We start from the raw sequence: 21,340 nt of genomic DNA, 5'->3' as shown, positions 1-21,340 counted from the left end.
AACGTCAGCTTATCAATTGCACTGTCATGGGGCAGAGGGAAGAGAAACTTGACTTCGATCGGGTTGCTACCCATATTCACAAACGTCTGTGATACCTGGGTTCGAGCGACCTGGTCCGTGATGCGAGAATGAATTGCAAGCTCTTTGATTTTGTAGGACGCAGAACTCACAACCGGGGTTGATGGTGGGTGAGGCGGGTGATGTGGACGGGGGAGCGGAACAGGGGAACTTGTAACGATCAGGACCCCTTGGGCAGCAGCGACGGAGTGCATGAGGCCTGTTATGATGCCCAATGCAAGAAACAAGTAACGTTTCATGGAGCCCTCCTGAACAAGACGAATTTCTGAGGCCGATGTGAATGGTCGTCGTGGCGAGAGGATGCAAAGGCCCGACGTTGTTCCCCTGGATCTTCGACGTGACCTGTTGAGGAAAGTTCCCGTGAGAACCCGGAAATCGCCAAATGCTCTGGATTTGACTTCACTGCCATCGACCACTCTCCGAATTGGGTTCCCGAATCGTCTCCATTCCCGGACGAGGGTCTTTAACTCCCTGACACGCCTTCGGAACGGGGTGAATCTGACCCAGATCCGTTGAACATGGCGCCAGCCGCTTTTACTAAAACACGTTCCTGCGTTTGCCACGTTAAAAATTTCGAGAGACCTGCACACATGCCTTCCGAAGCTCAAACGATTCTCGAGACTCGCCGTAACGAACTACTCCATCACGAATTGTATCAATCCGTTCAAACTGTCGAGAATCTCCGATGTTTCATGTGTGAGCACGTTTTCGCAGTCTGGGACTTCATGTCACTGCTGAAGCGTCTGCAACAGATTGTGACCTGCTGCGAGGTTCCATGGCTTCCATCTGCAGATGCGTCGCTCGCACGGTTTATCAACGAAATCGTCCTGGGAGAAGAGTGTGACGAGGATGGGACTGGCGGATATGCCAGTCACTTTGAACTGTATCTGAGCGCCATGGACGAAATCGGCGCCGACTCGCGTCCGATTCGTGCCTTCGTCAAGAAGCTGGAAAATCGTGTGCCCCTGGCCACTGCGCTGGCCGAGGCCGAAATTCTTCCCAGCACTCGCGAATTCGTGCGGACCACAATCCAACTGGCAACGATCGGCCAGCCACACGAAGTTGCCGCAGCATTCTTTTACGGTCGGGAAGATATCATTCCTGACATGTTCACCCGATTAGTGGAATCACTGCCTCAGCAGGGGGTGAGCGTGGGGAGACTTGAGCATTACCTGCGTCGCCACATCGAACTCGACGGCGACGATCATGGACCGCTCGCCGAAAAACTGGTCACCCGGCTCTCCGCCGACCGGCCCTCGAAAAAAGACGAAGTGACAGCAGTCGCGACGCAGGCGATTTCGCAGCGAATTGCGCTGTGGGACGGGATTCTTGCTGAAATTCGACGCAGTCAATGACGACGCGATCTATTCTGCTCGGATTTGGATGACCAAAGTTGAATGCCCAAAGTTCAGGGCCAGCGATTAAGCGGACTCACTGGAGGATTGCCACCCGTGAAGTTCACCTGTGAAGATGGTGTCCGCTGACGCAACTCCGGTTCCGTTCGCTCAGGCGAGCGGTGTGGCTAAGGCACTGAAGGTGACTCAAACTAGGAACTCGGTTCAGAATGGGTTGTTGAGTCGAGCGGGTCTCGGGTATGGTTCCGTCACCCTGAAGGGGCGCGTTCAAACAGGTCGAATCGTATTGTGAGGGCGGTACATGCAACGTTGTCTGGTTACGGGTGGAGCAGGATTTATCGGCAGCCACCTGTCCGAGCGTCTGCTGGAGAAGGGTTACGAAGTGACAATCCTCGACGACCTGTCCACGGGCCGTCGTGAAAACCTGGTCTCGATCGAGAACCATCCTCGACTGACGATTCGTACGGGATCCATCACCGACTCCGTTCTGCTCGCAGAAGTCATGACGAATGTGGACGTCATTTACCACATGGCCGCCGCAGTCGGGGTGAAACTGGTCGCTGACGATCCGGTTCGCACAATCCAGACGAACATCTATCCCACGGAAGAACTGTTGAGGCTTGCTGTTCAGCGAAAGCAGCGCGTCTTCATCGCTTCAACGAGTGAAGTCTATGGCAAGAACGAGAAGGAACGCTGGACCGAGGAAGACAACCTCGTGTTCGGGCCAACTTCGCGCCCCCGTTGGGCATACGGCTGTTCGAAAGCCATCGACGAGTTTCTGGCACTGGCGTTTCATCGACAGTTCGGTTTACCGGTCGTCATCGGCCGATTCTTCAACGTCGTTGGCCCGCGGCAGGTGGGCCACTACGGAATGGTCATTCCCCGCTTCGTGGATGCGGCGCTCCAGGGTGGACCGATCGTGGTATACGATGATGGCCAGCAGATCCGCTGCTTTGGCCACGTTCGAGAGATTGTTGAGGCTGTGATCGGGCTGGTTGAGACCCCCGCCGCTCATGGCTCGGTCTATAACATCGGTAGCGATTTCCCTGTGACGATTCGTCAGCTTGCCGAAGAGATTATCCAGCGAGTCAATCCGGCCATCAAAGTCGAATATCTTCCTTACCGAGAGGCCTATGGCGACGATTTTGAAGATGTTCGCCGTCGCGTACCCGATGTGTCGCGTCTGGAAAACATGCTGGGCCGTAAACCAGAGATGTCGCTGGGAGAAATCCTGGATGACATAATCCGCTGGAAGAGAGAACAACTGACTGCAACAACCCGGTAATTCGCTGGGGCAGATGGTAACGGAGAGGTTTCCCATCTCACGAGAGGGAACTTGTCTGGTAACCAGTCTGCCAGGATGGTCCAGCGACATCGCCGAGTTGGTCATTCGAGAGGTAGAGACGCCGATTCTGATGACACCTTTAACGCCGAATCCTGTTCTGATTGATGACGCTGAACTGCTGCATTTGATCGCAACGCCGCGACAGCGTTTGTTTTCCAGCTTGAACCGGGCATCCGCCTTTACACCCTTGATCGTGGTGTGCTGTGCGCTGCCGGCATTCCTGCTGCTTTCGCACAACGGATTGAACGAAATCGCCTCGATGTGGGGATTGCGAAGTCTTGCCGTTGCCAATGCGAATTCGCTGGAAGCACTGCTTCAACCGGGACTCAATGACGCCGGGCAGCCGTTGCTGTTTCAGCCACCGCTGGCAGCTTGGCTGAACGGGTTTGTGGTCCGAATCCTCGGACCGGCTCATCCCCTTTCGCCGGCGCTCGTCTCATTGCTGGCTACAGGCGCGGCGATCTGGCTGGTCACGCGGTGCGCGTGGCGGATTGGGGGCGCGAATACCGCTCTCATTTCGGCACTGCTGATGTGCAGTCATCCTCAGGTGCTGGAATCGTCGGTCGTACCGACGAATACTGCCATCGGGACATGTCTGTTCCTGGCATCCGTATTCGGTCTGCAGCGTCACCTCGAACGGAAAACATCCCTGCTGTCACCCAGTCTGCTGCTCAGCAGTATCACATGGGGATTTACCCTCCTGGCGATTGGACCGATCGCGCTCAGTCTGCCGCTGGTCTTTATTCTGTTCAACTGGACTTCGCGCCGTACCTGTCGGAGACAACCGACGGAACCGTCGGCCGATTGTGTGACGGGTTGCTGGACATCAAAACGATCGCTGCTGATCTTCATTTGCCTCGGCCTGTTGGTCGGTGGCTGGTGGGAGGTCATGATGCTCTCGAAATATGGGCTGGCGTTCTGGCAACCCTGGTGGGCGTGTGTCCCCAAAGAGTGTCTCGCAGGGGTGGCTTCGGAATGGCAGTCGACCGTCTGTCCCCTCTTACAGCAGTCAGGTGGTGAGTGGATTGTGCAGACAGCGATGGTGCTCGGCTGGATGCTGATAGGCCTGCATCGAACATCGCGTGAGCGACGTCATTCCGAAAATGACACCGCACGACACCGCTTTCAGCTTCTGCTGCTGTGGTGGGCGGTCATGCTGGCAGGGCGTATTCTCGCGGAAATTATGGGAATGGTCTGGTTCCGCAATACATCCATCTGGAACGTGGCTCTGGTCACCCCCACGATTCTGCTTGCCTCGTTAGGGTTCGGAACCGTCAGTGAGCGACTGATTTCCCGCCGCGGGGAAGGGGTGCTGATCGTTCTCGTAGTGGGATTGATCGTCTGGCGACTGACTCTTTCTGAGCTGACCAGCGTGATTGCAGGTGGAGTGACCGCCACAATTCTGCTGTTCGGTCCAATCGTGGGTGCATCCAGCAGACAGACCCAGTCAGGCTGGTCAGAGGGAACCTGGCGCCATCTCATGCGAGTGACTGTCTACGGGTCGTTACTGGCGTGCTTGTCGGCAGGGTTGGGGTTACGAACTTCACGACTTGATGACGAAACCCGGTTGGCTCATTTGAAAGAACGTCTGATTACGCTGCCAGACGTCCGGCGGATCTCACTTGTCGCCTCACGCGACCCGATTCCCGTTGCGCTCAGCTACCTGCTTCGTTGTCGCTGGCCGCATGCAGAAATGGTGTCATCCGAGGGCTGGGACGTCGGGATGTCGAACGCCATGGAGAAAGAAGGGCAGATGCCGGCATCCCGGTTCCTGGTCCTTGAATGGACACGACGCGAAATCCGGATGTCGGCCGACGCCAGTCAGTATTGGCAAATGTCCGCGGTCGGAGAGCCCATGCGCTTCTATGGTCGCCGATTGTCACTGGTGTTGATCGAGCCGAAAACCTGATCCGGTTGATCTGATCCGGTTGCTGAACTGTCGTAGATGTGCCAGGCAGTGCTCGCGCGTCGTTGGCTGCAAAGTGCGAGGGTCGCAGCAGTTTACCGTACCCACTATCTGGGATCGAGCATCGGAAAGAACTGCTCGTAACCCATTTCGATCAGCCGTTTCTTCAGTAATTCAATCCGCTCGGACTCGGGCAAACCGTTGAAGACGCTGAAAAGCACGCATCCCATCACAATACTGGTCACACGGACCACGCTCATCGGAAGCTGAAACGGAGTCAGATCTGCAAAGATTTCGTCGGCACTGCAGTATTCACCGAACTTCTGTCCGTTGTAGAGCATTTCGACTCCACAAAAATCACCCGCCCATTCGTAGTCGAACGGGCCATAGACCTTGCGCCGGTGTTTCACCCAGAATCGGCTGCCGTTGAGATAGACGCCATGACTGCCGGACACGATCAATTCTCAGTGAAGGGAAAGGGGGTAAACGAGCGAATCGGGTAAACGATAATCTGAGGGTGGTCAGCCTTGTCTGGTTGTTACGAGCGGAACGGAGTCTGATCGCGACAATTCGTCTTCAAAATGAGTCATCATTGCTTCATTCGATTATGAAGATCGCCACGTTTTCAGCAAGATGGATCGTTCGTGCTGTTGAGCGACTTCGGAAGTGGTCGATACGATCAGCAAATCGATCTTGAGTGAGGCTGGGGCAGCATCGGCAATTGCTGCTGGTCTCGGCATTTTTCCCGCTGCGGCGAGTGACAAATGAAAACGGCTGCCCTGCAAAAGCTGCGAAACAAACTGGCTCAGGATTCGTCCGTCTTCGGGCTATGGGTTACCCTCGAATCCCCCAGCATCACGGAAATTGCCGTGGGCCTTGGTCTCGATTGGGTGGTGATTGACGCCGAGCATGGACATCTGGATTGGAAAGAGATCGTCGAACACATCCGAGCGACGGTCCGCAGTGAGACCGTTGCTCTGGTTCGAATCGCCGAACTGAACTCGGGCCTGATCAAGCGCGCCCTCGACATTGGGGCTGATGGCGTCGTCATCCCGTGGATTGAAACGGCGGATCAACTCCGTCAGGCGGTCAATTTCGCGAACTACCCCCTTGAAGGGTCACGCGGGATCGGGGGCGAACGGGCCACCTGCTGGGGACAGTGTCTGGCTGAACATACGGCTGACGCGAACGAGAACGTGCTGGTGGTCCCGATTGTGGAGACCGTGCGCGCGATCAGGCAAGTCCCCGTCATGTGTCAGGTGGACGGAGTGGAATTGATGTTCTTCGGGCCGGCCGATCTCTCCTCGACGGCTGGGCATCGAGGCCTGTGGGAAGGTCCGGGTGTGGCTGATCAGATTCATCAGGCGCGCGAGACGATCCGCCGCGCCGGCCGTCATTGTGGCGTGCTGGCGACTGGTCCTGATGATATCAAAGCGCGGCAACAGCAGGGCTTTCGCATGATTGGCCTGGGGATGGACGCGGGACTGCTCGTCCGGTCCCTCCGCTCGTTGCTGGCCTCCGTTGGACGAGACCGACTGATGCAGTCGTCACTGACACCGACGGAAAAGCCGCTGAACCCCCCACCGCTGGCCCGCCCTCCCGAATCGATGCGGCCTGATCGGGACGAAGTCATGTGTGATGTCGGAAATGGCCCTCGCGCTGAAATTGCCCAGGGGGTGAACTTCGAGTGTCTGGTCGGGCGGCATAACCAGGCCCGCAATCTCACGACAGGGATTGTCACATTCGCCCCCGGTGCCGTATTGCCTTACCATGATCATATCTTCACTGAGTCGATTACTCTGCTGCAGGGAGTAATGACCGTCGAGGTGGAAGGGCGGTCTTACAGTCTCAAAAAGCTCGATAACGTGGTCATTCCTGCCGGACTCGCCCATACGGCACGCAATGTGTCCGCGTCAGAACCCGCAGTGTTGCACGTGGCGATGGGGACAGATTCACCCAGCCGGACACTTGTTGACAAGTTCTTCTCACGCCGCGCGATGCCCGAGACTTCTACCGGAATGCCGGGGGCAGAACGAGTCAATCGCTATGCCACGGCCCCCCGTGTCGTCCCCGGTCCGAATGCCGAATTCATCGATTGCTTTAACGCGTCTCTGGTTCCCGGAATCGAAATGAGCGGGGGATATGGATTGTTTCATCCCGGGGGGCGACTCCCCGCGCACGTTCACGATTTCGATGAGTCGATCTGCATTATCTCTGGAACCGCGACCTGCGTCGTTGAAGGGCGAAGGTACTCGATGAGCGACTGTCAAACGGCACTGCAGCCACGCGGACGAGTCCACTACTTTATCAACGAATCCAACGGACCGATGGAGATGCTGTGGGTCTATGCCGGACCAATGCCCGAACGCATTATCGTGGACGAATCGTGCGCAACTGTTGCGGGGAATCCCTGGCGGGCCACGCCCGCAACTGCACCACTGCACCGCTAAACGAACCTTCCTGCGGGGACGCGATTTTTCGAGTTTGTCGATTCCAGACCGTTGGCCTTCCCGAAGCCATGGTCGCTCACGTTTCCACCGCATATCGCTCGCCTCAATCCGACTTCAGCAGCAGGACTCGCAGCGCGGGACCGTTTCGCACGGAGCCTGAGTTGGGTAGCATGCTGTGACGTCTGACGCGCCAAGCGCGGGCGGTCACTCGAAGCAGGACTTCGGGTGTATCGTGTGAGGCCCATCGAAGAATTTTATCCCCGGATGAAATGACCGTCTGATGATGAATGTCGATCCCGCGGACCATCGCCCATCGCGGGCGGAGCAACTGCTAGAGGCCGCGGAGAATTGCGCCGGGGGTTGCCACTGGCAGCAGGCGAACGCACTTTTTCATCAGGCCATCTCGTGCGATGACACGCCCGCCAGTCGTATCGCGTACGGGGCCTATCTTTATCGACGTGGGCATTTTAATCACGCCATCAGCACTCTGATCCCGGTTCTGGATGGGACAGATCTGAAGGCGATTGGAATCGTGTGTCACAATCTGGCCGCGATCTACCGCGAAGTCGGCGAAGTTGACCTTGCCCGCCGTTTTCAGTGGCGGTCCACACTCTTGCGGAATGAATCTGACGCGGACGAACTGTTGGCCATGGCCAATGATGCGATCGCCGTAGGGCGTCTGGAAGCGGCCAAGCCCCTGGTTGCGGCGGCGATTGAACTCAACAGCGATGAGGCAGCGGACTGCAGTGACGGGGACCTGATTGCGACGCAGGGATTACTGCAAGGGATCATGGATTCGCCGCGCAGCGGGGTGGTGACGCTCTTCTGGGCGTATCAGCTTCACAGGTCTCACCGAGACCTGAAGCGGATGGGGACCGACCTGCTGAACATGGCCAACCTGTTCGGTGAACTGAAGCGATTCCGAGCGGAAAAGTCCTGCCTGCTGCGCGCGATTCGCTGTTTCGCGAATGTCAGCGCGCATGATCTGCTTCACCGGGCCCACGGGCGGCTCGAACGGCATGTTCGAATGCATCTGCTTCGCTCGTTCAACAGCGAACTCAACTAGGCCGAAGCGACTCCGGTTAGTCAATCTCTGCCGCTGCTCACCGTGCATCTGTCGCCGACTGATGAGCCATGAGCGGGTGAGTCGAATGGACAGATCGGAAGCGGACTCGTGCCGACTCGTTCCGCTGCGGAAGACCGTGTATGTTATGCAGCGAGCGGAGATGACGGTTTCATCCCCTGAACGTTCAAGAGGAGTCTGCTGATGCTGGCGGTTGTGTGCAGTCGTATTGGATTTGGAAAATCTCTCCTGGTGCTGGGAGCACTTTCGGGGCTTGCCTTCGTCTCAGGTCAGGCTTGCCTGGCTCAGGAAGACAAAGACGTGGTCGTCGTCACCAAGGCGGTCATTGACGGTGTGGGGCCGGACTGGCGGCCACTTGGCGAAGCCGATTTCGAGAATGTGAATACCGATCCAGATACCTGGACCTGGAAGGAAGATGGCGTTCATTGCAAGGGAACACCTGTCGGCGTGACGCGGTCCAAGAAAAAGTACACAAATTTTGAACTGGTCGCGACGTGGCGGCATCTGAAGTCGGGCGGAAATTCGGGGATTTTCGTCTGGGCCACGGAAGAAGCCCTGACAAACCTGAAACCGAATTCGTTGCCACCCGGGGGGATCGAAGTTCAGGTGCTCGATCATGGATATGCGGAACAATATGAAAAGCAGACTGGCAAAAAGCCTGACTGGTTCACGACCAATGGCGATGTCTTTCCGGTCGGCAAATCTGACATGAAGCCGTTTCCCCCGGTCGCACCGGATGGCAAGCGGAGCTTTCCTCGCAAGAACCTGAGTAAAGGTGTGGGGGAATGGAACCACTACTACGTGCGGGCGATTAATGGTGAAGTCCGATTGTGGGTCAATGGCGAAGAAGTCTCCGGCGGGACGAACTGTGAACCGAAAACGGGCTATCTCTGCCTGGAATCCGAAGGGTCACCGGTCGAGTTCAAGGGAATTCGAATTCGGGAACTTCCCTGATTGACCCGTGCGCATGGGCGACTGACTCCGCGTTTCGATTTCCAATCCTCTGCGGACGCAGTCGCCCTTCATCGGGGGACGACCAATCTCAGCGTTGAGTTTCTCGGGGCCGCTGTACCGTGGAGTCAGGGCGCCCCTTCGTGGAATTTTTGTTCAGGTATGGGCTCTTAAATCGCGTCGCGCTAGAAGCAGGTTCCCGTGACCATCGATTTCCACTGTCCTCACTGCGAAAAGTTTCTCAAGACCACTGAGGACAAAGCGGGACTGCAGGCGAAATGTCCGGGTTGCGGCGGTGTGATTACCATTCCAGGCGCAACGGGAGCTGAATTTCCCAATGAAGCGACGAGCGATATGAGTCCTCCTCCCGTTCCTGGCGGAACGGGAAGTCAGCTAAGAGAGTGCCCCGTCTGTCGGGCCGAGGTTTCCGACAGCGCAATCCGATGTCGAACTTGCGGTGAGGTCTTCCCCAGCAGCTCGGTAATTGTAGCGGGACGCTCGGCCGGTCAGCGTGAAATCCGGCCGTTCCCACCCGGAGAAGTAATTGAGGAAGCCTGGCGGATCTTTATGCAGAAAATGGGGTTGATGTGCGGCGCCCTGTTTGTAATGGTCTTTCTGAGCTTGATCGCAGGAGGCTTCGTCTTCCTGCTGGCTGTCGTTGCAGGATTTCTGTCCGACACAGGCAACCAGGTCGGGGCGGCGGTCGGCTGGACCTGCTTCGGGATTGGCTACCTTCTGCTGCTTTACTTTAATCTCTACATTCAAATCGGCTACATGATCCTGTCTTTGAAGGTGGCTCGTGAAGAACATGCAGAACTGAGTGATCTCTTTACCGGCGGGCGTTATGTCGTTCGAGTACTGCTGAATTCCCTGGTGTTCGCTCTCATCGTCATGGTGGGATTGGTCCTGCTGGTCGTGCCCGGCCTGTTCGCCATCGTGATGTTGTGGCCTTTCAGCTACCTGATCATCGACAAGAATTATCGCGGTTTAGAAAGTCTGAAACGGGCCAAAAGTCTGACCGAAGGGAATCTTGGTTCGATCTTCCTGATCTTCTGCGTTTGTTTCCTCTGCAATCTGGCGGGGAGTCTTGCGTGTTATGTCGGGATGCTTTTGACCATCCCTTATGTCTGTCTGCTTCTGGCTCTCTCGTACGACCGAATGTCGTGCCAGACGCCTCTTGCAGGTGAAGCGACAGAAGAGATCTGACCCGCAGCACGAACTTTGTATGGCGTCTAATGGCCTGTAGCACTGATCAGTGTTTACCAGGTACGACACTGTGACACGGGCTGAGAAAATTCGACTTCTCTTTTCGATTCCAACCACGAACGACTCGCAGGGCGATCTGGGATTAAAATTGGGCACCGAAGGCTACCGAACTATTCAGCCTGACTCGTTTCTGCTCGAAATCCTGACTTCTGTCATCGTCTCAGTCTGAATCGTTCAGTCGACCGATTCGCTTTCACGCCCCTTTACTCTTCGCATCGACGATCGCTATTCTGAAATATGAATTTCTGGCGATTGCAATCCCTTGTCTGAACTCGGAACAGATCCCATGAGACTTGTCAGATCTCTTACTCTGGTTTTCGCAAGTCTGGTCGTTGGTCTCGTCTCTGCTGAAGAATCAGCGACCGATCACAAGCCCGTCAGTTTCTACCGGCAGGTGAGGCCCATTCTTCAGCGACAGTGTTCCGGGTGTCATCAGCCAGCGAAGCAGGGGGGCAACCTTCAGCTGGTCTCTTATGAGCTGCTGTTGAAAGGGGGCGAGAGCGGGCCGTCGATTGTTCCGGGGAAGCCCGAAGAGAGTGAAATTATTCGCCAGATCTCGGGTGACAAGCCGGAGATGCCTCTGAACAGTGAGCCGCTCGCCGCTGCCCAGATCGAGATTATTCGGAAATGGATTGCGCAGGGAGCCCGGGATGATACTCCGGCGGTCGCACGGGACGAGGTTTCCGCGGAAGCTCCCCCGGTCTATACGACGTCCCCTGTGATCACGGCGCTGGCGTACTCGCCCGACAGTTCGCTCCTGGCGGTCTCGGGCTACCACGAAGTCCTTTTGCATAGCGCCGATGGCGCGACTCCCGTGGCGCGGCTTGTTGGCCGCTCTCCGAAAATTACATCGATTCAGTTTTCGCCCGACGGGACCAAATTGGCTGTTGCAGGCGGCGCACCGTCGTTGTTCGGTGAGATCCAGTTATGGGATGTGGCGACTCGAAAGCTGATTCGTTCGGACACCCTGGGCGTTGATACCGTCTACGGGCTCAGTTTCAGCGATGACGGGAAACTCTTGTCCTACGGTACTTTTGACAATCGCGTGCGGGCTCTCCAAGTGGAAGACGGCAAGCAGGTGATGTCGATGGATGCGCACTCGGATCTCGTCTTCGGGACGACGTTCTCGCTCAAGAACGACCACGTCATCAGTGTCAGCCGGGATATGTCGATGAAGCTCACGGAACTGAAGACGTCACAATTCATCGACAACATTACCAGCATCACCCCCGGCGCCTTGAAAGGGGGCTTGATGGCCGTCCAGCGACACCCGCGCGAAGAGCAGGTGCTGATTGGAGGGGCTGATGGTGAGCCGAAGCTGTACAAGATCTTCCGCACTCAGGCCCGGCAGATTGGCGATGACTTTAATCGGTTACGTAGTTACTCCCCCATGCCAGGGCGAATCTGCAGTTTGCAGTTTAACGCCAACGGGAGCCGGTTCGTCGCAGGGAGCAGTAACGCCACGGTGGGGGCGGCCCGGATCTACCGGACTGACACGGAAAAAACGGAAGTCGAACTGAAGGGGCACAGCTCGGGCGTGTTTGCTGTGGCGTTCCGCCCTGACGGACTTCAGGTGGCGACCGGTGGACTGGATGGGCTGGTGCGGATCTTTAATGCGGAAACAGGTGACCTGGTCAGGGAACTGATTCCCGTCACAATCACTCCCAGCGTGGCCTCACAGCGCTGAAAAGTCCTGAAAGGATTTGACAGTGGAGTCGATTCTCTCGGTTTTGGGCTTTCTCTTTCCGGCCACCTCGGGAACGATCGGCCTGACACTCGCTCTTTGGGGTGGTTTTTCGGCTGACGCCTCCTTCGACGAAGTTGAAATGCTTGTCCCGGTCGCCCAAGAAGTGCGAATGGGGGTTGATTTTGACTTTAATCAAGTGGAGGTGGAAGCGGCAGCCGACTGGGATGCACAGAGCCACGGCCTTCTTCCTGACCTGCTTGAGGGCCTTGCCGAGGGACTTTTCAGCGGCTTGTTTGGCATAGATCCCGCAGCAGAAATTCTGGGATTATTTCTGGACAGAGACGATGCAGATCCTTTCGTCGATGAGATTCTCGGCGAGTATCAGCCGCTTCTATTCACGGAATTGAACTTCGTGCGGATCGTTGCTTCCGACCTGACAGTCGCCGAAAGGAAAAATGTCCTTGTCGCCGCTCAGCGGGGGGTGAAAGAAGCGTATCTGGCTGCTTCCAGGCACCATGCCGGATTGCTGCAGACAACGGATGGCCTGGACAATGACTCATCCTATTCAACGAGCGCGTTGCGAGCAGGGTTGATCAGCAGTCTGAAAGCCGCCTTACCGGAAGACAAGTTTAGCCGCTATGTCTTCCTGTCGGAGTTTCATCAGTCACAACAGAAGCATGCGGCGATCCTTGACATCGTTTCCCGATTGGATAGTGAGCTCATTCTGACTCAGGCACAGAGGGAATGCTTGATTGGTGAGCTCACTTCACATTGGAAGCCAAGTTGGGCGTGGAGATGGAACTTCTTATGGATTGACGAAATCGCACCCATTCCCGATTCCATCATGCAAAAGTGTCTCACTGAGGCCCAGTTGGATGCCTGGGAATCGCTCGCCCACAACTTCTTTGAAGTTTCGGGGAACATGCTGGAATTTCCAGAGCGGGACGAATGGTGGACAGAGACGGATGCGGCAGACCAATCGGGTTCATCAGACCAATCTGATGTGGAACTCGATTCAAAGGGAGCGGGGTCGAATACCCCTTGATGCGACGCCGGAAGTGCCTGACCCCAAGCGGGCGGTCGGCACTGTCTATCGGCGGATGGTGACTGGGAGCTCAACGGAGCTTCCACGTCTTCCGGGCAATACCGCTGCCCGTTTGAGAAATCCGGCTCGTCGGAAAGTCTGCTCACCCGTGGGACGAGCGAGTCTCACGGGAACGGACAACAAGGGGAAAAACGGCCAGCAAGCGGAAAACAGTCTCTTCCCGCCGCGAGCCGCGCGTGAGCCTTCTGGCATTATTTGGCGGGCATCATGGGGCTTCAAGCGGACGTATCAAAAAGTGCATCGACGAACTGTTCTGGGTTGAACAGTTCAAGATCATCAATTTGTTCACCGACACCGACGTATTTGACGGGGATTCCCATCTGCTGGCGAATGGCAACGGTAACGCCCCCTTTGGCGGTTCCGTCGAGCTTAGCCAGCACGATTCCGGTGCAGTTTGCGGCTTCGCTGAAATGCTGTGCCTGATTCAAGCCATTCTGCCCCGTTGTGGCGTCGATGACTAAGAGACATTCATGCGGCGCACCGGGTATTTTCTTATCAATAACCCGGCGGATTTTTTCCAGTTCTTTCATCAGATTGATCTGATTGTGTAGGCGACCGGCGGTATCGATAATTAAGACATCGACGCCACTAGCAAGTGCCGCCTCGCATCCCGAGAACGCCACGCTGGCGGGATCGGTGCCGCTGGGACGGGTCACAATTTCGCATCCCAGTCTCTGGCTCCACATCGTCAGTTGTTCCACCGCCGCTGCCCGGAACGTGTCGGCGGCAGCGAGCATGACTCGCTTCCCGCACGATGTCAGTAGCTTGGCGAGTTTCGCGATCGACGTCGTTTTCCCGGTTCCGTTCACACCCGTGACGAGAATCACGGTTGGCTTCGTATCTGCAAAACGAAGTGGCGAAAGGGGTTGCTCAGGGTCCCACTTCGTTCCATCGGTTCCCTTCAGCAGTGAAAGAATCGTTTCCTTGACGGTGCCCCAGAGTTCGTCCAGCACGACGGTGCGGCCGAGGTATTTCTTGCGGAGTTCGGCAACGATCAGTGCAGAAGCTGCGACCCCCATATCCGTTCGGATGAGCCGGCCTTCGAACTGTTCCAGTTTCGCTTCGTCGAGGATTTCGCCGGACCGGAAAATATCACGGACGTCCGTCAGCAGCAGTTGCTTGGTGCGCTGCAGCCCCTGCTTTAGCTTCTCAAAGAAACCCATAATTTATACTTCTCACGTAGCCTGCCAATCTTCAACCTAACCGGATCATAGGTTCGCGTATGGGGCAGGGTAAATCCAGTCAGACACTACCAGAAAGAGGATCAATCGGACTTCACGAGTTCATAGGCCGCTGATACAATCGCAACACTTCACTGCCAACTGAGCGCGCCAGCCCCGTTTGTGAAGAGCTGTGCCAGCCAGTCTGCCCTCTGCGAGTCTTCCGACGACGAAGTTTCTCCCTCACTGGCTGAATCAGTCGGCCTTTCCCCTGTTTTTTAGTTCGCTTCCTGCGTGGAAGCCCGGTTAACGAGTCGCCATGAAAACCCGACGGAATGACATTCGCAACATTGCAATTATTGCTCACGTCGATCACGGCAAAACGACACTGGTCGATTGCCTGATCAAAGCCAGCGGTCAGTTCCGCGAGTCGCAAGTCCAGCAGGACTGCATTCTGGATTCTAACGATCTCGAACGCGAACGCGGGATCACCATTCTCGCCAAAAATATCGCCCTGAACTACATGGGCACCAAAATCAACATTATCGACACCCCGGGCCACGCGGATTTCGGCGGAGAAGTCGAACGCGTGCTACAGATGGCAGACGGGTGTCTGGTGCTGGTTGATGCTTTCGAAGGCCCCCGTCCACAGACCCGATTCGTGCTTCAGAAGGCACTGGAAGTCGGCCTGCAGCCAATCGTTGTTGTCAATAAGATCGATCGTTCCGATGCCCGCCCCAATGACGTGTTGTCCGAAACATTCGACCTGTTCGTCGAACTCGGGGCCGATGACGCGACGCTCGATTTTCCTTACATTTTCGCAAGCGGCCGTGCAGGTTTCGCAACCCACGATCCGAAAGTCTACGGCGACACGATTCAGCCGCTGCTTGACATGATCATCGAAAAAGTGCCAGGGCCCGTCACGAATGTGGACGGGCCCTTCCAGATGATGGTGACTTCGCTGGCCTATTCCGAATTCGTTGGCCGTATCGCGACCGGTCGTATCGTCGGTGGATCGATCAAGCCAGGCCAGAAAGTCGTCTTGCTCAAGGCCGACGGTTCCAAGGTGGCTGATCAGGTTGTGACGGTCGAGGTCTTCGACAAACTGGGACGAGCCACCGTCGAAGAAGCCACGGCCGGGGATATCGTCGCCCTGACCGGTCTCAAAAATCCTGAGATTGGTGATACCGTCGCCTGCCCGCTCAATCCGATCCCGCTGCCAAGAATCAGCGTGGACGAGCCCACATTGTCGATGCTGTTCACGATCAATTCCTCGCCGCTTGCCGGAAAAGAAGGGGGGGGCAAGTTTCTCACCAGCCGCCACATCCGTGCCCGGCTGATGCGAGAACTGGAATCGAACGTCGCACTTCGCGTAGAAGAATTTGGCGACAAGGACGCTTTTAAGGTTTCGGGCCGCGGCGTGCTGCATCTGTCGATTCTCGTTGAAACCATGCGACGTGAAGGATACGAACTGTCTGTCGGCAAGCCGACCGTCATTCGCAAAGAAGTCGATGGCAAGATGTGCGAGCCATTCGAAATTCTCGTCATTGATGTCCCCACGGAATTTGTGGGTCCTGTCATGGAAATCTGTGGCAATCGCCGCGGTGAACTGATTGAAATGTCGGGCAACGATGCCGGTTCAACGCATCTCGAATTCTCAATCCCTTCACGTGGTCTGATCGGAATTCGAACCCGAATGCTGAACGCCACCAAGGGTGAAGCTGTGATTCACCACCGCTTCGAGCAGTACAAGCCGGTCGAAGGAACACTGCCCCATCGTCAGAACGGTGTGCTGGTATCGCAGGAACGAGGCAAGGCCGTCGGCTTCGCTTTGTTCAAGCTGCAGGAACGAGCGGAAATGTTTGTCGCACCGGGCGACGAAGTCTACGAAGGGATGATCGTGGGTGAGAACTCACGCGATAACGACATGGTCGTGAATCCCATCAAGGAAAAGCAGCTCACCAATATGCGTGCGTCAGGATCCGACGAAAACATCTCTCTGAAGCCACCGCGACGATTGTCTCTCGAAGCGGCGCTGGAATATATCGAAGATGACGAATATGTCGAAGTGACGCCGCAGGTGGTTCGTCTCCGTAAGATCCGGTTGACGGAACAGGAACGCAAACGCGAAGTTCGCAGTTCTTCAAACGTCTGATCCCTGCCAGGTAACGTGTCCACCAGCGTCGCCTCGTCGAATTCCAGTTCGATGAGGCGATGCTCTTTCATGGGGGTGCCAAAAAACTTCATGGGTGTGCCAAAATCGCAGCCACGATTTCGGTCCTGTGGTCCCCAAGTCGGACTGAGGTGCTGAGATCAAACGAGGCTGCCTGATCGTGAAAATCGTCGCAATCGATACGATGTTCCTCCACGTTTTCCGCTTCGGTATTCCTCAATACGGATGAGGCGGATTTGTCAGATCAGTTTTACCGGACGGAGGGCTTCCATTCCTCCAGCGGGGTCGTAAACTCAATGAAGGGATGGATTGCATCGAAATGACGGGGACTTCTGGTCGATGTAAGACTCGTGGAGCTGTCAGAGATTGATCACATCGACGTTCGGGTAATTCATTATGAAGTTGCGAGTGGGTTGGCTGAGTGTCGTCGGCAAACGCGACAATAATGAAGACGCGTGCTACGTAGACCCCCGTAACCGATTCTTCCTGGTCGCGGACGGGATGGGAGGCCAATCAGCGGGCGAACGGGCGAGCGGGCTGGCGATGGAACTCGTTCCCCGGAAGCTGCAACTGATCGACTTTGAAAAATCCACGCCAGAAGCCGCAATCAAGATCATTGATGAAGCGATTACGCAGGCCAACTACGAAATCATGGCCCTGGGCGAACTCGATCCCAAACTGAAAAACATGGGGACCACGATTACGTTCATCGTGCACGTCGCCGGAACGATGTTCGTGGGGGGCGTGGGAGACAGTCGGGTTTACCTGCTGCGGGGCGACAAATTGCAGCAGCTTACGACCGACCACTCGTTGACACAGGCGCTGATTGAAGCCGGTACGTTGACACCTGAAGAGGCAGTGAATCACCGCTATAAGAACGTCCTTTACCGTTATCTCGGTTGCAAAGAAGGGGGCGCTGGCACGAATCCGAAGCAGGTTCGCCCACAGGCCGGAGATCGGTTTCTGATCTGTTCTGATGGAGTCACCGGGGGCGTCGACGATTCGACGCTGTGCGAAGTTCTGGCACGAGGGACCGATCCTCAGAAAACTGCGGAAGCCGTTGTTCAGGCGGCAACCGACGGCGGATCGAAGGACAATATTACCGGTGTTGTGTTGTTCGTCGACCAGGTGTAGTTCTTCCTGAACACATCGCTCCCGCATCGGCGAACAGTCACTTGCCGGCGCATCGACCCGCTTTCATTGCAGTAAACTCTTCTTTCACTTCGACTTGGAAGTCAGCTTGATGTCGAGAGGCGCGGCCTGATGCCCCTCGGTCACGTCTCGCGTCTGCTGTGCCGATTCTGACCACTCCAAAGGAATGACGCTTTTTCCTTTACTGCCGACGTGAGTGATCCAGACACGCGACTTGCCGACCGCCACCCCTTCAACCCGATCTGCAGGGACGTACATCATGCGGAATTCCCCCCGCTCGTCTGCGGTCCCCACAGAAGTCCGAATCCGTTCTTTCTTTGAACCTGCCATTTCCGTTTCAAGTGGCGCAAAGTAGATGGTGGCACCCTGAAGCGGTTTACCGTCAAGGGTGATCGAACCTCGAACGTAACCCAGTTTGGGCAGTCTCAGCTGACTTCCAAACATTCGGTCCGCACCGAAATAGATCGCGTAGGTGAGGACAATTCCACCGACGAGAACTCCCAGTCCCTGAAGACCAAATTCCCGGAACAGCATGAAGAAGTCGAATCTTTGCTTTGCATCGGCATCGCGCTGGGCCGCTTCGGCGGTGTGATTCTCTTTAATTGCCTTCTTCATCATCCGGGCCGCAGTTGCCAGATCGACTTTTTCGGTGGCGGGCCGCGGTGTGTGGGGTGCTGGTGTCACTCGATTATGTGTGCGGTGCACCGTGGGAGAACGGAAGGTGTCATCGGAATCCCCCGGCAGCGCAATGTCGTCTCCCCGGCTGTCACGTTTGATTGCAGGCGTTGGTCTGTCGTTGTCAATCTTGGCGACGCTGGGTCGTTCGGTCGGAGTTTCCGGGAGAGTCTTCGTGGGGGGAACTGGTGTGTTAAAGGGGGGAGAGTTATTCAGAAAACTAAACGGGTCGAAATTTGAAGGAATCGGTTTGGGGCGTGTCGTGACAGGAGTTTCAGTGACCTTGAATTCAAAGGGGCGCGGCGAGCTGGTCGTCGTGTGAGTCGCGTGAGCAACGAGTTCGGATTCACCGGTGGGAAGTAGCGTGAGCATCATGACCGGAGGGCATTCCAGGTCAGCGAGTTCCCAGTCGACGACAGTGGCCGTGGACGTCAGGTGAACTGTGTCGGAGGATGCCGAGGTCTCGCTGGCGAACTCGCTCAGATCCGGCACGTCGCTCGATTCACTGCCGTCAGCCAATTCCGGGGCTTCCGAGGCGCTGTGCATCTGCTGCTCGGCAGAGTCCTGCCCATTCAGATTCTGTGGCGCTTCGTGAGCCGTCTGGGAGGCTTGAAGTTCACCGGGGACAGAAGTGGTTAAACCACTTGTCGGGGTCACTGATTCCGTTCGTGTACTGCCAGGGTCGACCAGGTTGGGGGGGGAATGGTTATTGTCTGGTACAACAAACGGGTGCTTGCATTTCGGACAATGCGCGGACGAGCCAGCGAGTTCGTCCTTGATTTTCAGCACAGACTCACAGTGCTCACACTTCAGGTGAATGGTCATAGCGCTCGCTTTCGCAGATCGATCGTGGGGACGATACGCAGACGAATTGAGGACCGCCCCCCTCTTACGAGGTCATCGAAAATCACCCGGCGCGGCAGTCCTGCAGGGGACAAGGGGCGAGGTGATTGTGGACGCGACGAGTTGCCGAACTCCGGGAATTCGGCGAGGGCCTTACAACTCGTCGCGCTGAGAGAAGAGACGCCCATTCTCGGGTCAGAATGGGATATTTACCGGGGCTCCCTGGCTCATATTTCCCAGGTTTTGCCATGTCCGCAGGTCGATATTAATCCCCACCATTTTGACACTGCCGTCGGCGAGCAGAACCTGTACGACTTGATCGTGGGCGCTGTCGGCTTCGTCGTACCACAGTCCACTGTGGGGGGGAATGCGGTTGCTGTAGAGAGTGGCGGGACCACCCCAGATCCAGCCGTCGCTGCTGCGCAGGTTCGGCGGTCCAATATTGGAGAACAGCCGACGCTCTGAGACCATGATCACGTTTGATGTCCCGTCCGTGACGTCTCTGAATGCCACGGCCGAATTGACACCGAAGATGCCGATATTTGATTGAAACTGCGTGAACAGTGACGTGGAAACGTTTTGACCGTTTACGACACCTACCGTCACAGTAGCGCCGAGTTGTTGTGGCAAGAGCCAATAGGTCTGTCGATCGGTGGAGTCCGTGGCGTCCTCATGGAACGTGATGCCCGATCCTGTGCAACCCGCGTAGTCATTTCCCCCTTGACTCCAGGTGATCCCCGGAGTGGGAGCCGCCGAATCAATCCTGTCACAGGCGGAATACGCCGCGGTCGCCTGCATCTGACTTCTGCGGCTGGGACAATAGAAAACAGAGATCTCAGTTCGTGGCGGATAGATCAGGGCCAGGTCCTGCGTCTGGAAACCGAATTCCCCATTCGTCCGAACGTTGTCCCCAAAGAAGTAACTGTTGTAGAGGGGGGCCTGGTCGATATTGGGAAGAATGTGCAACATCCAACTGGTGCCATGCAGGCCGAGATTGTTGGTGTTACGAGGTTGATACGTCCGTGCTTCAGCCGGATTCGCGTACCGCCCGATGTTGTCCGTCAGGAATGAATTGTTGATCTGGCCTGGCGGCAAGACTCGATGCACGTCGTGGTAATTGTGCAATGCCAGGCCGATCTGTTTCAGATTGTTCTGGCATTGGGCACGCCGTGCCGCCTCGCGCGCCTTCTGCACGGCAGGCAACAGCAGAGCGACCAGCATTGCGATAATCGCAATGACGACCAGAAGTTCAATAAGTGTGAAACCCTTTCTGCGCTGTCGAGTTGGCATGACGATCTCCGTGTTGAGTAAGTAAAACGAACAAGGGATTAAACCTTCGACTGCTGAATGGTGATGCGATGTGGACGAAGCTCGTCACAGCGAGATTCGACAGGAGTTCATTACTGTACAAACCGTGGCTAGCTCATTTCAGATTCCTCGATTCTCATCTTGTTAACCCGGGAACTGCGACGCTATCGAAATTGTTCCGGTACGGTGAACAACCGCTGGGAATGAATGTACACTCATCGTCGTAGGAAAATTGTTGGATAGTCAAGCAGTTTCTTTGAAGTCGCGTTTGGGCTGAGCAGGAATTCGCTGTGAATTTCACTTTTGTCGAGCGCTCGATATCCTGATCGCCGTGTAACGGCCCCATGGCGCGGGCCGAATTGAGACTGAAGCAGAATTTCAATTTGAATCTGGGGAGCCGACTCGTATGCGCGTTGTGACGTTTGGTGAAGTGATGTTGCGCATGATGCCACCAGGTTGGTTGCGTGTTTCGCAGTCGCTGCCGGGAAGTCTCGACGCCACATTCGGTGGTGCGGAAGTGAATGTGGCAGTCTCGATCGCTCGACAGGGTGGTCAGGCGGCATTCTGCACGGCACTTCCCGATAACCCCCTGACCGACGCGTTCGTGGCCCAGCTCCGTTCGTTTGGTGTGGACGTCGATCTGATTTTGCGGACCAGTGAGGGACGTTTTGGTATTTATTTTGTTGAGAACGGTGCCAATCAGCGGGGTGGGACGGTTATCTATGACCGTGCCGGTTCTTCGATCTCGATGACCCCGGCGAGCACCTATCAATGGGACACAATCTTCAAGGGGGCGAGCTGG

General features: G+C 56.1%; 17 protein-coding genes. 12 read left to right on the top strand and 5 right to left on the bottom strand.

Translation table 11 applies throughout. The annotated features are described in order from the left end of the window. On the bottom strand, positions 1 to 317 hold a 317-nt coding region (locus VGE80_RS12000), incomplete at its 3' end, for a VIT domain-containing protein (protein WP_440592833.1). A 351-nt stretch (positions 318 to 668) separates the two neighbouring features. Between VGE80_RS12000 and VGE80_RS11995 the strand changes: the two genes are divergently transcribed. The 3 genes from VGE80_RS11995 (at position 669) to VGE80_RS11985 (ending at position 4,687) form a co-directional block, all read left to right on the top strand. Beyond that, positions 669 to 1,433 carry a DUF3050 domain-containing protein gene (locus VGE80_RS11995; RefSeq protein ID WP_440592832.1) on the top strand — a complete coding sequence of 255 codons (765 nt, stop codon included), beginning with the start codon at positions 669 to 671 and terminating at the stop codon, positions 1,431 to 1,433. 301 nt (positions 1,434 to 1,734) lie between these two features. Then, on the top strand, positions 1,735 to 2,718 hold the full coding sequence (locus tag VGE80_RS11990; RefSeq protein ID WP_373651551.1) for an NAD-dependent epimerase/dehydratase family protein: 984 nt from the start codon (positions 1,735 to 1,737) through the stop codon (positions 2,716 to 2,718). Positions 2,719 to 2,848: 130 nt separating this feature from the next. After that, entirely contained in the window at positions 2,849 to 4,687 is a 1,839-nt protein-coding gene (locus VGE80_RS11985) for an ArnT family glycosyltransferase (protein WP_440592831.1), read from the top strand. 104 nt (positions 4,688 to 4,791) lie between these two features. Here the strand turns inward: VGE80_RS11985 and VGE80_RS11980 are convergent, their stop codons facing one another. Then, positions 4,792 to 5,139, bottom strand: a complete 348-nt coding sequence (locus tag VGE80_RS11980) for a hypothetical protein (RefSeq protein ID WP_373651553.1) — start codon at positions 5,137 to 5,139, stop codon at positions 4,792 to 4,794. Between the two features lie 309 nt (positions 5,140 to 5,448). Between VGE80_RS11980 and VGE80_RS11975 the strand changes: the two genes are divergently transcribed. From VGE80_RS11975 to VGE80_RS11950, 6 genes are all read left to right on the top strand, one after another. Then, a complete protein-coding gene (locus tag VGE80_RS11975) occupies positions 5,449 to 7,134 on the top strand; it encodes an aldolase/citrate lyase family protein (RefSeq protein ID WP_440592830.1) in 1,686 nt (561 codons plus the stop codon). Positions 7,135 to 7,414: 280 nt separating this feature from the next. Next, positions 7,415 to 8,200: a hypothetical protein gene (locus VGE80_RS11970; RefSeq protein WP_440592829.1), complete on the top strand. Its 786-nt coding sequence runs from the start codon at positions 7,415 to 7,417 to the stop codon at positions 8,198 to 8,200. 201 nt (positions 8,201 to 8,401) lie between these two features. Then, the gene (locus VGE80_RS11965) at positions 8,402 to 9,172 is read left to right on the top strand and encodes a 3-keto-disaccharide hydrolase (protein WP_373651556.1); all 771 of its coding nucleotides are present in this window, start codon (positions 8,402 to 8,404) and stop codon (positions 9,170 to 9,172) included. A gap of 198 nt (positions 9,173 to 9,370) precedes the next feature. Further along, positions 9,371 to 10,375, top strand: a complete 1,005-nt coding sequence (locus tag VGE80_RS11960) for a hypothetical protein (protein ID WP_373651557.1) — start codon at positions 9,371 to 9,373, stop codon at positions 10,373 to 10,375. 346 nt (positions 10,376 to 10,721) lie between these two features. Further along, positions 10,722 to 12,122 carry a c-type cytochrome domain-containing protein gene (locus tag VGE80_RS11955; protein ID WP_440592828.1) on the top strand — a complete coding sequence of 467 codons (1,401 nt, stop codon included), beginning with the start codon at positions 10,722 to 10,724 and terminating at the stop codon, positions 12,120 to 12,122. 22 nt (positions 12,123 to 12,144) lie between these two features. Beyond that, entirely contained in the window at positions 12,145 to 13,167 is a 1,023-nt protein-coding gene (locus tag VGE80_RS11950; RefSeq protein ID WP_440592827.1) for a hypothetical protein, read from the top strand. A 275-nt stretch (positions 13,168 to 13,442) separates the two neighbouring features. On the opposite strand, the gene ftsY is transcribed toward VGE80_RS11950, so the two are convergent. Then, positions 13,443 to 14,390: a signal recognition particle-docking protein FtsY gene (gene ftsY, locus VGE80_RS11945; RefSeq protein WP_373651560.1), complete on the bottom strand. Its 948-nt coding sequence runs from the start codon at positions 14,388 to 14,390 to the stop codon at positions 13,443 to 13,445. A gap of 316 nt (positions 14,391 to 14,706) precedes the next feature. Between ftsY and typA the strand changes: the two genes are divergently transcribed. Next, the gene (gene typA, locus VGE80_RS11940; protein WP_373651561.1) at positions 14,707 to 16,542 is read left to right on the top strand and encodes a translational GTPase TypA; all 1,836 of its coding nucleotides are present in this window, start codon (positions 14,707 to 14,709) and stop codon (positions 16,540 to 16,542) included. A 414-nt stretch (positions 16,543 to 16,956) separates the two neighbouring features. Continuing rightward, the gene (locus VGE80_RS11935) at positions 16,957 to 17,694 is read left to right on the top strand and encodes a PP2C family protein-serine/threonine phosphatase (RefSeq protein WP_440592826.1); all 738 of its coding nucleotides are present in this window, start codon (positions 16,957 to 16,959) and stop codon (positions 17,692 to 17,694) included. Positions 17,695 to 17,778: 84 nt separating this feature from the next. Here VGE80_RS11935 and VGE80_RS11930 read toward each other — a convergent pair whose 3' ends face one another. Both VGE80_RS11930 and VGE80_RS11925 read right to left on the bottom strand, forming a co-directional pair. Then, positions 17,779 to 19,212, bottom strand: a complete 1,434-nt coding sequence (locus tag VGE80_RS11930) for a hypothetical protein (RefSeq protein WP_440592825.1) — start codon at positions 19,210 to 19,212, stop codon at positions 17,779 to 17,781. 213 nt (positions 19,213 to 19,425) lie between these two features. Further along, on the bottom strand, positions 19,426 to 20,520 hold the full coding sequence (locus VGE80_RS11925; RefSeq protein ID WP_440592824.1) for a DUF1559 family PulG-like putative transporter: 1,095 nt from the start codon (positions 20,518 to 20,520) through the stop codon (positions 19,426 to 19,428). Positions 20,521 to 20,944: 424 nt separating this feature from the next. On the opposite strand from VGE80_RS11925, the gene VGE80_RS11920 reads away from it, so the two are divergent. Further along, positions 20,945 to 21,340 (top strand): PfkB family carbohydrate kinase (locus tag VGE80_RS11920; RefSeq protein ID WP_440592823.1); only part of this gene is annotated, 396 nt, incomplete at its 3' end.

It is taken from the genome of Schlesneria sp., from assembly GCF_036405755.1.
GTDB classification, from domain to species: domain Bacteria; phylum Planctomycetota; class Planctomycetia; order Planctomycetales; family Planctomycetaceae; genus Schlesneria; species Schlesneria sphaerica.
Note: the sequence above shows the minus strand (reverse complement) of the source record. Positions and strands in the feature narration are given on the sequence as shown.

What these genes read in the sequence shown, in the direction of transcription:
- typA (WP_373651561.1), top strand. Translation starts at nt 14,707, where the DNA reads ATGAAAACCCGACGGAATGACATTCGCAACATTGCAATTATTGCTCAC.
- VGE80_RS11990 (WP_373651551.1), top strand. Translation starts at nt 1,735, where the DNA reads ATGCAACGTTGTCTGGTTACGGGTGGAGCAGGATTTATCGGCAGCCAC.
- VGE80_RS11975 (WP_440592830.1), top strand. Translation starts at nt 5,449, where the DNA reads ATGAAAACGGCTGCCCTGCAAAAGCTGCGAAACAAACTGGCTCAGGAT.
- ftsY (WP_373651560.1), bottom strand. Translation starts at nt 14,390, where the DNA reads ATGGGTTTCTTTGAGAAGCTAAAGCAGGGGCTGCAGCGCACCAAGCAA.
- VGE80_RS11965 (WP_373651556.1), top strand. Translation starts at nt 8,402, where the DNA reads ATGCTGGCGGTTGTGTGCAGTCGTATTGGATTTGGAAAATCTCTCCTG.
- VGE80_RS11935 (WP_440592826.1), top strand. Translation starts at nt 16,957, where the DNA reads ATGAAGTTGCGAGTGGGTTGGCTGAGTGTCGTCGGCAAACGCGACAAT.
- VGE80_RS11955 (WP_440592828.1), top strand. Translation starts at nt 10,722, where the DNA reads ATGAGACTTGTCAGATCTCTTACTCTGGTTTTCGCAAGTCTGGTCGTT.
- VGE80_RS11930 (WP_440592825.1), bottom strand. Translation starts at nt 19,212, where the DNA reads ATGACCATTCACCTGAAGTGTGAGCACTGTGAGTCTGTGCTGAAAATC.
- VGE80_RS11925 (WP_440592824.1), bottom strand. Translation starts at nt 20,520, where the DNA reads ATGCCAACTCGACAGCGCAGAAAGGGTTTCACACTTATTGAACTTCTG.
- VGE80_RS11985 (WP_440592831.1), top strand. Translation starts at nt 2,849, where the DNA reads ATGACACCTTTAACGCCGAATCCTGTTCTGATTGATGACGCTGAACTG.
- VGE80_RS11970 (WP_440592829.1), top strand. Translation starts at nt 7,415, where the DNA reads ATGATGAATGTCGATCCCGCGGACCATCGCCCATCGCGGGCGGAGCAA.
- VGE80_RS11995 (WP_440592832.1), top strand. Translation starts at nt 669, where the DNA reads ATGCCTTCCGAAGCTCAAACGATTCTCGAGACTCGCCGTAACGAACTA.